Genomic DNA, 11,859 nt, shown 5'->3' with positions numbered 1-11,859 from the left:
GCGGTCCTGCATGCTGCGCAGGTGGTCAAGCAGCCCGGCGGCGTTGCGCTTCTCGGCGGTCTCGGCGATACGCCGCCATGCCCGGTGGTCGCCGGCGCCCTTCCCGTCCCACAGGTGGATCTTGGGGGTGACGGCGAGCGCGGCCGCGCCGATGATGCCGTTCACCGCTGCGGACTTCCCCGCGCGCGGCTCCCCTGCCACCAGGAGGGAGGCGTCGACGAGGCGGAGGACCTCGGGGCGTCCGCGGCCGTTCACCCCGGCGGGGACGCCCTGCCAGAAGTCGAGCGGCTCCGTGCGGCCGAGCAGCGGGGAGGGGTACACCTTCAGGAACGGGTCGGCCTTGGACACGTACACGGCCAGGCGGCCCGCGTGCTCGCCGATGAGCTCGAACACAACCTGGGTCTCGCCGACGCCGAGCGCGGACGCGAAGTCGGCTTCCTTGCCGAGGGCCTTGCGGGCGCGCTGCCCGGCCGGGAGTTGCAGGATCGTCGACCAGCCGTTCTGCTCGGTGAGGACGGGCGCGGCCAGGCGCATGCCGTCGGCGCTGCCGAGCTTCGCGGCGATGGCCGCCCGGGTGACCATGTCCTCGCCGGGCGTCTTCTTGCCCAGGCCCGGGAACTTGAGCGGCGTCGTCCGCCCTGTGAGCTGCTTGTGCGCCTCGACGGCCGTGCCGAGGCCGATGATCGCCCCGGCGGCCAGTAGCGGCGCCGAAGGACTCCACAGGACCGTGCTGGCTGCAGTCGATAGGGCGTAGCCGCCGCCGACCCACCACGCCGTTCGGCGTCGCCGGGTGCGGACCTTCTCACGGAACTGGAGGTCTTCGGCCGCGGCGTAGTCGTCGGCGCGGATCCACCGCCAGGCCGTCCCCGCCATGCGCCCCGTCCCGGCGAGGGGAGTCCGCGCGGTGGCATAAACGACCTTGACCGTACGGGAGGCGTAGCGGCCTTGGCGCAGGGCCTGGACGGCGCGGCGGATCCGGCGTCTGCGGTCGCGAGGTACGGCAGGCACAGCGGGTACGGGCGTCGGCCGGAACGGGATGACGAGGGCGTCGTGTTCCTCGGCGAGCTGCGTCAAGATAGGGCTTCCTCTCCATGAGGGAACCCGCCCTCGGGTACGGCTTGGCTGGTGTGGACCCGAGGGCGGGGTACAGACGGTCAGACGTTGGCGAGTGCGGTGAGTACGCCTCTGACCTGTTGCGCCTTCTCCTGGCCGACGCCGAGTTCGGTCTTGATCCGGCGGACGCCGGGGACATTGCCTGTCACGACGTCGGCGAGGAAGGCGCTGGCCGCCTGCTTCACGAGCTCGTCGGGGAGCGGCTCGGGTACGTACCCGGGGCCGTCAGGTACGTCATCGAGGACGGGCTCGGACTCCGGTGTGTCGGCCGTGTCGGCGGGCGGTTCCGCGTCGAACAGATCCTGCTCGGCTGCCCAGTCGTACACTTCGCGGCTCACCGGTACCTGGGTCGGTTCGGGGGTGTACCCGTGAGCGTCAGGTACGGCGTCCGGCGTGGGAATGGGAGTAGATTCTTCACCCTCTTCCGCCGGCGTCTCCAGCGAGGCCGCCGCCTCAACTGTGGGCGTTACGCCCACGGTTGCCGGTACGGCGTGCGCGTCGCGGGCGAGCATGTGCCCGAGCGCGGCACCCATGCCGAGCACCAGCACCGGCAGGCACGACACCGCCGTGACGATCTGCCATGGCGTGACCTCGAGGTCAGCGGTGACGAGCAGGTGGTAGGCGACCTGGCCGAGCATGCCGAGCACGAGGGAGCCGATCGCAGACCACTTCGCGAACCGTCGGGTTCCCGCGCTCAGCGCGCGGCCGGACAGCCACGCCCCCAGCGCGTACGCGGCGTACGTCTCGACCCCGATCGGCAACGTGATCGCCGTGTTAATGGTGAAGTCGGAGATTCCCGGGAGCGGCTTCACGGGGCCGAAGCCGGTGAGCTCGCCGAGGCCGACCCATCCGGACCAGGTCGCGACGAACGCGGGCAGGGCGAGCAGTAGGAGCGGCCAGCGGCGGGTCATGCGTGCGCCCCGAGGGTGACGCCGGCCCGGTGCATCGCGCTGCCGACGTCGCCGAGCTCCTGGAGGCGGATGCAGGTGAGCAGCTCCCCCAGGTCGGCGGCCAGCGACGGCGGCAGGTCGCCCATGCTGTGGCGGCCGTCGGCGGTCAGCCAGGACAGGCGCACGATCGGCTCGTCCAGATGGCCGGCGGTCTCGGCCTGCGCGAGGGTGATGGCGACGTTGTGGAAGCTGACGGCGGCGCTGAGGTGGGTCCGCTGGTCGCCGTTCAGGGCGTGGGCGACGATGCACCACAGGATGGGGCACCGACCTCGGGGCAGGCCGATAGGGTTGCTGATCACGGTCTCTCTCCTGAGTACGCAGGGGTGGGATCGAGGCCCCGGGCCGGTGTTCGCGCACCGGCCCGGGGCCGTCTTACTATTCGGGGTCGGGCAGGTCCCAGTTGTGGCGGGCCGCCAAGACGAGCTCAAGCAGATGGTTGGCGAACCGCTCGGCCTCGTCGAGAGACAAGTAATCCGCGAACTTGTCGCTGGTGTCGTTGAGGACGACGCGCGGCTCAGCCTGCAGGTGCTGCTGGAAGAGGTCCGCCATCAACTCGAGGGGGACGAACCTGGGCTCGTCGGGCGTCCCGTGGTTCTGGTAGTCCATGGTCTTGAGCGACACCGACACGTTGGTGCTGTGGTGGTTGCGGTCGTCGGGGTGGTCGCTGCCGCGGTGCTCGGCGATGCACCAGGTGGGGCAGGGCCCGGTCAACCAGGTGGGCGGGTTGTCGGCGTTGGCGCGCTCCCACTGGTGGTTCTCGCACTCGACGACGTCGATGTCGAGGAGCGTCCCGGCGGGCTTGAGGATGGTGCCGGTGGCGCCGCAGGTGATGCAGGCGCGGCCGGTCCGCTGGGGGAAGGACAGGTTGTTCTTCGCGGCCGTCAGGTTGACGGTCGCGACTCCGGTGTTCGGGGTGTCGGTCGCGCTGTAGCTGACGTGGGCCAGTCCGCCGCGCTGCTGCGGCGTGAGGTTGGCGACGTCGAGACGCTGGGGAGCGGCCGAGGTGGTGGCGTCGACGTTGACGCCCGTACGGTTGTGCATGGGCTGGGAGGTGCCTCTCCTGGTCAAGGCCTCCGCCGGGCGTTGCAGTCGCCTTGGCGGGGGCCGTCCTGCTGTTGGTCAGGGGTGAAGCGCAGCAGTTCGTGACCTGAAGGCCGGTCACTGCTGCCACATCCATGACCGTACGCCTCAGACGTACACCCCGTCAACCTTAGACGTACGCCCTTGTTTGACGTACGTGCGTGCGTGACGTTCGCTGACTCCCGACGTACACTCACGCTCGTGAGTAGACCTGCATCCCCATGGACCCCTGTCGGCATCGACGGCATCGCAGAACGCCTTGGTGTCACCCAAGACACCGTCGTCACCTGGCGCCGACGCTCGGCCAAGGAATGGGTCGAAGTCGCCAAGTTCCCCGAGCCCGCCGGGAAGATCTCCGGCCGCGACTGGTGGTGGCTGTCCGACATCCTCGACTGGGCCAAGCAGACGGGCCGCCTCAAGGAGAAGTAGCCATCGAGGTTCGGCATTACACAGGGGGACCGCGGGAGACCGATGGGAGACCGGAAGGAACACACGACCCCATCCCGCAATGGCAAGACCGACATAACACGACAGGGCTTCAGCGCCTCTATCAGCCAGAATGCGATTCGGTGACATCAACCGATACTGATCGACACGAGATCCGGGCGACTCATAATCCGTGGGTCGTGGGTTCAAGTCCCACCCGCCCTACTCAGTTTGATCAGTGAATATGCCCTGCCACCTGCGGGTTCTCGCCTGATCATGATTCACATGACAGGCAGCCGAGAGCCGCCGAAAGCAGCCGGATGCCAGTGGTCGCGGAACATACGCGGAATGCTCTTGGCCCCGTTTTCCCAGGTGAACCCGGCCGTTTCGGCGTCCTTGTGGAACGATTCCGCGCCCATACGTCGAAGGACCCCGAGAGATCTCCCGGGGTCCTTCGTTGTGATCTCGTCTCATCAGGCGAGCGCTTCCAGGATCCGGCGGTTGGCCATCTCGCGTTGCCCGTCGATGCACTTGGCGTAGACCCGCAGCATCACGTCCACACCGTGGCCCGCCCGTTCCGCGGCTTCCGGGGCGTGGACTCCGGCGTTCAGCCAGAGCGAGACCGCCGCGTGTCGCAGGTCGTACGGCCGGGCCGCCAACGGCGAGGCGACGACATCCGGAGGGAAGGCGTAGCCGCGCGCTTCCTTCCAGATCTTCGAGACGGTCGATCCGGAGAAGGCTTTGCCGGACTCGGTGTGGAACAGCCGCCCGTCAGCGGCGACGCCGTGGGCCGCGATGTGGTCGCGAAGGATCGTCACCAGCTCAGGCGGGATCGGCACTGGCCGGGTCTCCTTGACGCCGCGATGCTTGAGGCCGCGTTCGTCGTGGGTCTCCCCCGAGTCGGTGTACCGCTTGCCGCTCTCCGGCCGGGTCTTGGCCAGGGTGAGCAGGCCCCAGCCGGTTTTAGGGAGGTGGCAGTCCTGCTCACGAAGGCCGGCGGCTTCACCGGGGCGCAGCCCGCCGAAGTACATGGCCGCGAACATCGCCCTCATCATCGGCCCGCGCGTCCGCCCGACATAGGTCACGGCGGTGAGAAGTTGCCGCGCCTGGGCCGGGTTGACGACCGAGCGCCGATCGATCTCGCCACCGGGCTTGGGACGGCGCAGCTTCACCCGGTGCAGCGGATTTGCCGAAAGTTCTTCGCGCTCCACCGCGTACTCCAAGGCGTGGTGGAAGACGGCCCGCTTGCGCCGGTAGGTCGAGGTGGCCGCCGCCGTTCCGTCGAGCAGTAGCGAGAGCGATTCGAGCGCGGCACGCGTGTGCTTGGCCTCTTCCAGCGCGGTCAGGGGCAGCGAGGCCGCATCCAGCCAGCGCAGCGCCCCGGCGATCTCCGGTGTGGCGACCGGGCGACGGTCGAGCGGCAGGAACGCGAAGTGCCGCAGCGCCCGCCGCAGAGTCGCGTCATCAGGACGGCCGGGGTGATGGCGGGTGAGGACGAGCGTGACGCCGGTCAGGGTGTCCGTCATGCCGTCGCGGGACTTGGCCGCCGCGTGCGGCCACCAGGCGTGGACGTAGTCGACCGCGAAGGCGTACCAGGTGCGCACGTCCTTCGCTTTCATCATCGACGCCGGGAGCCCGGTCTCCAGGTCGAAGGGCTCTCCCTTCCTCGCGGCCTGGCGCAGCTCCGACAAGAAGCTCTCGGCGAGCCCCTTGGTCTTGAAGGTCGATGACTTCTCGGCGATGCCGACCGTCCATCGCACGGTGTGTGAGACGACGCGCGGTTTCTTGCCGTCCCCTTGGGCGCGCGTGTTGGTGCGGATGCCCCAGAACTTGACCTTGTACGTCGAGGAGGTCACGCCACCTCCCGGAGCGTCTCAAGCCATGCGGTGAACTCGCTGCGGTAGATCCGGATCTCGCCGTTGGGGAGCTTGAAGCCCTCCGGAGCCTTGCCGATCTCCCGCCATCGGTAGAAGGTCCGGGCGGAGACGCCGAGTTCGTCGAGGACCTGGGCCACGGTGAGCATTTCGTCTTTCCTGGTCACGCCGCCTCCTCACTGATTGCCGAAAGATCTTGTCCGTCTGCTTGTGCTTCGAGCGCTCGTAAGTGGTTGCGCCAGCGCTGGCGTTCATGGACCGAGCGCAGGAGGCGGACGCCGATGGGGTCGAGACCGGGATCTCCAGGCTTGACGGGCCGCCAGACGTACCGGTGCGGATCGACTGGCTCGTCTGGCAGGCCGAGGGCTTCCAGCACCCAGGTACGGCGGTCGTGCCTGTGTTCGGTCAGGGTCTTGTTCGACCACTTCCGCGAGACCAGGACCCGGCGTCCGGCATAGCCGAGATGTTCGGGCCTGTGCGCCTTGCCCCGACAGCGGCCCGGAATCATGCCCGCCTTGGCGCCCTTGGGCTGCACGCCGTACCGGAGCCAGTTCGGGCACGTGGGCGAGCACGGCTCATACCGGAGGGCGTTGCCGAGACGTTCCGCGTGCTCCCGTTGCGCGGAGTCGTCCGGGTCGATCGTGTCCCCGATGGACTTGGTCAGGTACTTGGACAGGTAGCGGATGCACGTGTCTGCGTCGGTGGTCCCGGCGAGAACGCCTTGAACGTCGACCTGAACCCCGAAGCGGACCACGTGTAGGGGTTCGGCCTCGTCGTCCTGGTCGAGCTCGTCGAGGGCTTCATCCCAGGTGGGCAGGACTTCACCGGTTGTCGGGTCGAGGTAGCCGGCGTCGTCTTCCCAGACGGGCAGATGATCAGCCTCGAACTTCACGGTGTCGACGGAGGGCCACCACACCTGGTGATAGGTCGCCGCGGCTATCTGCTTGATCTCCGCGCGTGGTAGGTGGCCCCGCACGGCCATGTGCAGATGCGGGGCGAGCCGCTTTTGCGGTTCGACGGATGCGAAGTACTGGACGTCGAACCCGGCCACTCGGCGGAGGTTCTGCACGAAGCGGTCCACGAGCTTGGAGAAGTGCAGCGCGTCCCGAGCCGCCCGCGCATAGTCATACGTGCTCGGATCGACGGGCGCACCGTTCTTCCTGACCCGCCCGTACGACGGCAGGGTGAGGGTGACGAACATCGAGGGCCGGAACGTCTTGCCGTCTGAGCCAGTGAAGGTCCGCCCGAGCGTCGTGGCACTCATGACCCGCTTGGGCAGGTCCGGGGCATCCTGCCGCCGACGAGTCGAGCGCGACCGCTTCCCCGAGGTGCGGCCGAGGACGGTGCCGCGCATCCCGGCCCGGGTGATCTCGTCGTCCAGGTCGCCTATCGCCGCGTCCAGGTCGATGGTGTCCTCGCCGGCCTCGGCCGCCTCATCCCGCCAAGCCTGGGCATCAGCCCGGAGTTCGACGAGGTACCGCTGATACTCATCGGCCTCGTCGGGAGTGTTGACCGGCTCGTGGTCGAGGTGCCAGCCCTCCCGGCACTGGGCCATCCGAAGCTGCCGGTTCCGCTTCGCGCACGGCGGGCACTTGCTCTCCAACGTCGCCCCGCATGGCACATCGATCGTTTCGACCTTGCCCGTGTAGGTGTCGAGCCGCCGGAGCGCGATTGGGCGAATGCACACGCCGTACTGCTTGGCGATCTCTTCCACGACTTCACGGGCGAGCGGTTGAGCCATCCGCACCGCCCGAGGAGTCGCCCTGTCCGTCGTATTGGTCACCGGCCACCGCCGCAGGAGTCGAAGCCGAGACCGTCGAATGAGTCGGGACCGTCGATCGAGCCGAGGGAGTCGAAGCCGTCGAGCAGGATGGACGCCTTCTCGCCGCACTCGCGGCACTCGACCATGCCCCGGACCGGGTACAGCCAGAGCGCGTTGGGCGTGCCGCAGGCCGCGCAGGTCAGTTCGTCGAGCAGGTGGGCGATCTCAACCATTGGCCGACACCTCCCCCCGCTCGACGGACGCGGAATCCGAGCGCTGTACCGGAATGGACTCGACAGCGGCCGTGGCGTCCACGATCAGGGCGTAGTCGGCGACCATCGCCCGGATGTCGTCATCGGAGACGTACGCGGCCCGGACCCGCACGGGATCAGGACTCGTTTCGAGCCGGACATATCCGATCCCGGCCCCGAGCGCAGGCACGGGCGAGATGTGATCGGCCAGTGCGCCGCGATCACGAGCGCCGTCGCCGAGAACCATGTCGACCTGTTCGGACTCATCGAGCCGTAGCGCGATCTTGTCGGGGAACAGGTTGCGGATGTTCATGACCTCCTTGCGCGGGTCCTGCAACGCCGCCATCACCCCGACGCCAACCGCCCGCCCCTGGGTCGTCAGGGTCGCGAGCGCAGACGTGATCCGCTGCTTGAGCGTCCGGTCGGACTGGTAGGCGGTCAGGAACGCGACCTCATCGACGAGCACCAGGACGAACGGGTCCGCCACGGTGGGGATGTGGGAGCGCTGGAGTCCGGCGAAGCGTCCAGCGCGTTCCTGCATGACCTTGACCGCATTGTCGAGCAGGTCGGCGCACTGCTCCGGGTCGGCCGCGTACCGGGTGAACAGGTCACGGCCGAACGAGAGCTCCATCAGCTTGGGGTCCAGCGCCCACAGTTCGACCAGGCCCGCCCGCAGCGCAGGCAGCAGGCCGCGGATCGTCGACCACAGGAACGAGCCTTTGCCGGCCCCGGTCGCTCCCGCGATCAGAACATGCGTCCCGTGGACCTTCAGCCGGTACGGCGTGCCGTCCTCACGAGCGCCGATCTCGACTGGACCAACCGAGACCACGTCGGGGATAGGGACGGCGGGCAGGGGAACGGCGAGCGGGTCACGACGTGGGAAGGTCAGCACGAGGCGACCGGCCCGCGCGATCGACACGCGACTGGTGCGGGAGCCGAAGCCGTGGGCGAGCTGGTCAGTCCGGTCGGCCCAGTCCTTGACCGCCTGCCCGTTCAGCATCTTCACGGTGACGCGGTCGGCCCAGCCGTCACACTCCACCCGCACCAGCCGAGGAAGGTAGTCCCGGCCGCGTAGATGCCGACCGAGACCGGAGACGATCATCACGGGTTGCCAGTGACGCCGGTAGATCCAGATGCGCCGCCAGAAGGCGAGCAGTCGCCAGCCGATGACCCGTAGGAACGAGGCCCGGTTAAGCGACGCCAAGGACAGGCCCGCCAGGAGGACGAGGCCGACGAAGACCAGGGCGAGAGGCCAGCCGTACAGGGTCCAGATCACGCCGGGGACGGCCGGGATGGTGACGGCGATCGGGTGCCGCCACACCAGCCGGACCAGTCCCGCGACGAGCCGGGACAGCCAGATCACGATCGTGACCAGCGCGGGGGTTCGAACGACAGCCGGGCGGAAGACGACAGCGGTGTCAGGGGTGGTGGAGACGAGGTTACGCGCCTCGTCTCCGGGCAGCTTGCGGAACATTAGGCTTGGTTCCTCTCTCAAGCATTCGCGTGTGTGGGAGATCTGAGGGGCCGCCGGAAGTTGCCGCTTCCAGCGGCCCCGCTTGCATGTCAGGCCGCCGAACCGTCGCAGGCCATGGCGCCGGAGTCGGCCGACTGTGGCTCGTCGTGCAGGCGCTCGCAGTCGGCCAGATAGCGCGCGGCGGCGTTGAAGAGCTCCCGCGCGTTGTCAACATCGGCCGTGGTGACCGGCCCGGCCCCGCTGGTCGAGACCGTGATGTCGGCCTCCCGCGACCCGATCGACAGGTACGGCCGCCCGGAGTCCAGCACCGAGGCGCCCACCCGCAGGTCTGGCGTGTAGAACGAGACGGCCAGGTATGCCGGTGCGTCGGGGTCGAGCGACATCGTCACGTAGGTGTACGGGTCGCGCTCCATCAGGCCGCCGCCTCCTTGCCGCCGGTCTTGCCGGTGCGAACGGGGCGCATCTCGCGGACCCGGATGGAGTAGGCGAGCCGGTTGGTGTTGCTGTTGACGTACGGCGTGACGCTGACCCCGTCGAACTCGACCGGCGTGAACGGCACCCCCGCCACAGCGGCCGGCGGAACCGGCTGGACGGCGGACAGGATCTTGACCGCCACCGTCTTCTGCGCGGGCTTGAGCGTCGGGTCGGCGTCCATGACGGCGACCTGCCAGACGGGCTCCCCTGTCTGCTTGTCGCGCGCCTGGACGAACCGGCCGTTGGTCGAGGCGTCGAAGTCCTTGACCGGCTCGACCTCGCCGACGACGTAGCAGCCGTGCGGGAACACCATGTCGAACGTGACCGGGATGGGTCCTTGCAGAGCCATTGGAGATCTCCATCTCTTGACTGACAGGCACTTAACCTATCAACTGCTTCGAGAATAGGTCGGCGAACTTGGTAGGTCAAGTGCCTAGGAGTGAAAGAGGTGGAGTACCAGGGCTCATCGCCGGTCAATCTCGGGCGACACCGCCGGGACCAACAGGCATGACAAGCGCGGCGTGGCGGACATGATCAAACCGCAGGAGCGATGGGGTGCTATGCCCTAATGTGCGGCCTCATGAAGCGGGTTATGTGGGGATGCGCACTGGCCATTGTTGTACCGCTTGCCGCACTGTTCGTCTTGATCATGATTCCGGTGTGGCGCGATGATGCACGCCTGGACGCCTTATACAAGCGGGCCAGCACGTACCCGCTTCCACCGAAGACCCGCCACTACTTCTTCGACGACGACATGCTCTTCGGGAAGAACATGACTGGAGGAAGCGGCGACTACTGCGACTACCGGATCAGGATCACCCTTGAGACGGCGCTCACAGCGGAGGAGATCCGCAACTATTACGGCAAGGCCCGGATCGCGGGAGCCGAAGGAAAGGCGGACATCTCCTTATGGTTCGAAGATCTCGACGAGAGCGGATTACGTCGAGTCATTGTCCAGGTCTTCGACTCCCATGGCAGCGACTGGGACTGGCGCTGCACGTAACGCCTACGAGATCGGGTAGGCGTCTTCCAGCTCGTGACGGTCGGCGGGAAGCAGCACGTTCACCACGACGAGGGGATGCCCAGAGGCGTCACGCACGGCCGCGTACACGTCCAGGACCGGCATGTTCTTCAGCATGCCGAGCCGCTTCGCCTCATCCGTCGAAGGCATGCGGGCGGTGATCTGCTCGATGATGTGATCGAACCGCACGCCCTTACGCGCCTGGAGGTGATCACGGATGCTGTCGGGCAGTGGGTCGGCGCTGGTCAGGTCCGTACCCTCCGACAGGTCCAGGGGCAGCCAGAACGAGACGATCTCGGACGGCTCGCCGTCGCGGACGACGAGGCGGCGGCGCAGGAAGGACCGGCTCTTGGCCGGCAGATCGAGCAGCGCGGCGACCCGGTTGGGTACGGCCTGGGCGCCCGCTTCCAGCACCTCGCCAGGGGAAGCGGCCTCGGGGTTGGTCAGGTAGGCGTGACCGGGGCGCGGCTGTTCGGCCAGGGCGAGCGCGGGACGGCCCCGTACGAAACGGCCCTTGCCCTGCTGCGACTCGATCCAGCCCTGTTCCCGCAGCACCCGCAACGCGGCAACAACAGTGGGCCGGGACACGCCGAACTCTTGGATCAACTGGTTCTCACTGGGGAGCAGCGTCCCCGGCGGGTAGTCTCCCGCTTCAATACGCCGCTGAAGCGTCTGCACAAGTTGCGCATACTTCGGAGGCACGGACTCTAGCGACATCACGACCGTCCAGCAGCCGACAGGTTGTTTTACCAAGTTTGAGCCTAGCCCGGCTCCGGATTTCTGTCACCCCATACCCGGCAACCCACTACGGGCCGGAAGAGACGAATAGGGGGTGGAACGGCAGGGCCACGAACGGGGACCGGGGGGCATGGTTGTCCGTGACCCTGCCGCAGGCGCGACGAGACCCGGGGCGATGGAAACCACCGACGGCCCGCCCACCCCCGGCCGGGCACTCCCGTCATCTTGCCGCGCCAGCTTCTACCGGCTGACGTACTCCGCCAGCACCTTCGCCGCGCCCGGGGCGTCGTTCACCGGGTGCCGCTTCTCGGCGTACTGCCAGGAGAAGTAGGCGCCGCCGTACCCGACGAACACCCACACCGGCAGTCCCCGCCCGCCGGGAGGGTGGATCAGGAGCGCGGTGTTGTTGTCCCGCAGCTCGGTGTGGACGCGGAGCTGGGTCAACTCGTGGCGGAGCCGGAGGAGATTGCGCTCCTCGTCTGTGCGGTTCATGTAGGCCACCGCCATGACATCAATGGGGTTCATGTTCCGTTCCCTTCGGCCCGGCCGCTTCCGAGGCAGTCGAGACACACCCGCTCCCCACCCGATTCGTGATCGTCATTGGTGCCGCCGATGAGGAGCGCCCGGCGCGCGTGGCGTTCCTTGCTGCCACGTCCCCGACACGAAGGACAGGGCCGTGCCTCGCTGTTCTCGTCT

At 67.9% G+C, this 11,859-nt stretch carries 15 protein-coding genes; 2 read left to right on the top strand and 13 right to left on the bottom strand.

Going from position 1 to position 11,859, the window contains the following annotated elements; translation table 11 throughout:
• From IMZ11_RS25725 to IMZ11_RS25710, 4 genes are all read right to left on the bottom strand, one after another.
• A partial coding sequence (locus IMZ11_RS25725) for a hypothetical protein (protein WP_228644950.1) occupies window positions 1-1,074 on the bottom strand: 1,074 nt, incomplete at its 3' end.
• Window positions 1,075-1,154: 80 nt separating this feature from the next.
• A complete protein-coding gene (locus IMZ11_RS25720) occupies window positions 1,155-2,024 on the bottom strand; it encodes a hypothetical protein (RefSeq protein ID WP_228644948.1) in 870 nt (289 codons plus the stop codon).
• Window positions 2,021-2,362 carry a hypothetical protein gene (locus IMZ11_RS25715; protein ID WP_228644946.1) on the bottom strand — a complete coding sequence of 114 codons (342 nt, stop codon included), beginning with the start codon at window positions 2,360-2,362 and terminating at the stop codon, window positions 2,021-2,023. The genes IMZ11_RS25720 and IMZ11_RS25715 overlap by 4 nt, the downstream gene beginning before the upstream one ends.
• A gap of 76 nt (window positions 2,363-2,438) precedes the next feature.
• Entirely contained in the window at window positions 2,439-3,104 is a 666-nt protein-coding gene (locus IMZ11_RS25710) for a hypothetical protein (RefSeq protein WP_228644944.1), read from the bottom strand.
• Window positions 3,105-3,344: 240 nt separating this feature from the next.
• Between IMZ11_RS25710 and IMZ11_RS25705 the strand changes: the two genes are divergently transcribed.
• Window positions 3,345-3,572, top strand: a complete 228-nt coding sequence (locus IMZ11_RS25705) for a hypothetical protein (RefSeq protein ID WP_228644942.1) — start codon at window positions 3,345-3,347, stop codon at window positions 3,570-3,572.
• Window positions 3,573-4,042: 470 nt separating this feature from the next.
• Here the strand turns inward: IMZ11_RS25705 and IMZ11_RS25700 are convergent, their stop codons facing one another.
• From IMZ11_RS25700 to IMZ11_RS25670, 7 genes are all read right to left on the bottom strand, one after another.
• On the bottom strand, window positions 4,043-5,425 hold the full coding sequence (locus IMZ11_RS25700) for a tyrosine-type recombinase/integrase (protein WP_228644941.1): 1,383 nt from the start codon (window positions 5,423-5,425) through the stop codon (window positions 4,043-4,045).
• The gene (locus IMZ11_RS25695; RefSeq protein ID WP_061261344.1) at window positions 5,422-5,592 is read right to left on the bottom strand and encodes a helix-turn-helix domain-containing protein; all 171 of its coding nucleotides are present in this window, start codon (window positions 5,590-5,592) and stop codon (window positions 5,422-5,424) included. The genes IMZ11_RS25700 and IMZ11_RS25695 overlap by 4 nt, the downstream gene beginning before the upstream one ends.
• A gap of 14 nt (window positions 5,593-5,606) precedes the next feature.
• Complete coding sequence (locus tag IMZ11_RS25690) at window positions 5,607-7,184, bottom strand: helitron helicase-like domain-containing protein (protein ID WP_228644937.1); 1,578 nt, start codon at window positions 7,182-7,184, stop codon at window positions 5,607-5,609.
• Between the two features lie 38 nt (window positions 7,185-7,222).
• Window positions 7,223-7,438, bottom strand: coding sequence for a hypothetical protein (locus IMZ11_RS25685; protein WP_228644935.1), 216 nt, complete (start codon window positions 7,436-7,438; stop codon window positions 7,223-7,225).
• A complete protein-coding gene (locus IMZ11_RS25680; protein WP_228644933.1) occupies window positions 7,431-8,930 on the bottom strand; it encodes an FtsK/SpoIIIE domain-containing protein in 1,500 nt (499 codons plus the stop codon). The genes IMZ11_RS25685 and IMZ11_RS25680 overlap by 8 nt, the downstream gene beginning before the upstream one ends.
• Window positions 8,931-9,019: 89 nt before the next feature.
• The gene (locus IMZ11_RS25675; RefSeq protein ID WP_228644931.1) at window positions 9,020-9,343 is read right to left on the bottom strand and encodes a hypothetical protein; all 324 of its coding nucleotides are present in this window, start codon (window positions 9,341-9,343) and stop codon (window positions 9,020-9,022) included.
• The gene (locus tag IMZ11_RS25670; RefSeq protein ID WP_228644930.1) at window positions 9,343-9,753 is read right to left on the bottom strand and encodes a plasmid replication, integration and excision activator; all 411 of its coding nucleotides are present in this window, start codon (window positions 9,751-9,753) and stop codon (window positions 9,343-9,345) included. Before IMZ11_RS25670 ends, IMZ11_RS25675 begins: the two co-directional genes overlap by 1 nt.
• 231 nt (window positions 9,754-9,984) lie before the next feature.
• Between IMZ11_RS25670 and IMZ11_RS25665 the strand changes: the two genes are divergently transcribed.
• The gene (locus IMZ11_RS25665) at window positions 9,985-10,407 is read left to right on the top strand and encodes a hypothetical protein (RefSeq protein WP_228644928.1); all 423 of its coding nucleotides are present in this window, start codon (window positions 9,985-9,987) and stop codon (window positions 10,405-10,407) included.
• Window positions 10,408-10,410: 3 nt separating this feature from the next.
• Here the strand turns inward: IMZ11_RS25665 and IMZ11_RS25660 are convergent, their stop codons facing one another.
• Complete coding sequence (locus IMZ11_RS25660; protein ID WP_228644926.1) at window positions 10,411-11,142, bottom strand: GntR family transcriptional regulator; 732 nt, start codon at window positions 11,140-11,142, stop codon at window positions 10,411-10,413.
• A gap of 261 nt (window positions 11,143-11,403) precedes the next feature.
• Window positions 11,404-11,688 carry a hypothetical protein gene (locus tag IMZ11_RS25655; RefSeq protein ID WP_228644924.1) on the bottom strand — a complete coding sequence of 95 codons (285 nt, stop codon included), beginning with the start codon at window positions 11,686-11,688 and terminating at the stop codon, window positions 11,404-11,406.
• Window positions 11,689-11,859: the final 171 nt, after the last annotated feature.

It is taken from the genome of Microtetraspora sp. AC03309, assembly GCF_020826795.1.
In the GTDB taxonomy this organism is placed as follows: domain Bacteria; phylum Actinomycetota; class Actinomycetes; order Streptosporangiales; family Streptosporangiaceae; genus Microtetraspora; species Microtetraspora glauca.
This window is presented reverse-complemented; position numbering and strand designations above follow the sequence as displayed.

What these genes read in the sequence shown, in the direction of transcription:
- IMZ11_RS25660 (WP_228644926.1), bottom strand. Translation starts at nt 11,142, where the DNA reads ATGTCGCTAGAGTCCGTGCCTCCGAAGTATGCGCAACTTGTGCAGACG.
- IMZ11_RS25670 (WP_228644930.1), bottom strand. Translation starts at nt 9,753, where the DNA reads ATGGCTCTGCAAGGACCCATCCCGGTCACGTTCGACATGGTGTTCCCG.
- IMZ11_RS25665 (WP_228644928.1), top strand. Translation starts at nt 9,985, where the DNA reads ATGAAGCGGGTTATGTGGGGATGCGCACTGGCCATTGTTGTACCGCTT.
- IMZ11_RS25685 (WP_228644935.1), bottom strand. Translation starts at nt 7,438, where the DNA reads ATGGTTGAGATCGCCCACCTGCTCGACGAACTGACCTGCGCGGCCTGC.
- IMZ11_RS25710 (WP_228644944.1), bottom strand. Translation starts at nt 3,104, where the DNA reads ATGCACAACCGTACGGGCGTCAACGTCGACGCCACCACCTCGGCCGCT.
- IMZ11_RS25690 (WP_228644937.1), bottom strand. Translation starts at nt 7,184, where the DNA reads ATGGCTCAACCGCTCGCCCGTGAAGTCGTGGAAGAGATCGCCAAGCAG.
- IMZ11_RS25695 (WP_061261344.1), bottom strand. Translation starts at nt 5,592, where the DNA reads ATGCTCACCGTGGCCCAGGTCCTCGACGAACTCGGCGTCTCCGCCCGG.
- IMZ11_RS25675 (WP_228644931.1), bottom strand. Translation starts at nt 9,343, where the DNA reads ATGGAGCGCGACCCGTACACCTACGTGACGATGTCGCTCGACCCCGAC.
- IMZ11_RS25680 (WP_228644933.1), bottom strand. Translation starts at nt 8,930, where the DNA reads ATGTTCCGCAAGCTGCCCGGAGACGAGGCGCGTAACCTCGTCTCCACC.
- IMZ11_RS25720 (WP_228644948.1), bottom strand. Translation starts at nt 2,024, where the DNA reads ATGACCCGCCGCTGGCCGCTCCTACTGCTCGCCCTGCCCGCGTTCGTC.
- IMZ11_RS25655 (WP_228644924.1), bottom strand. Translation starts at nt 11,688, where the DNA reads ATGAACCCCATTGATGTCATGGCGGTGGCCTACATGAACCGCACAGAC.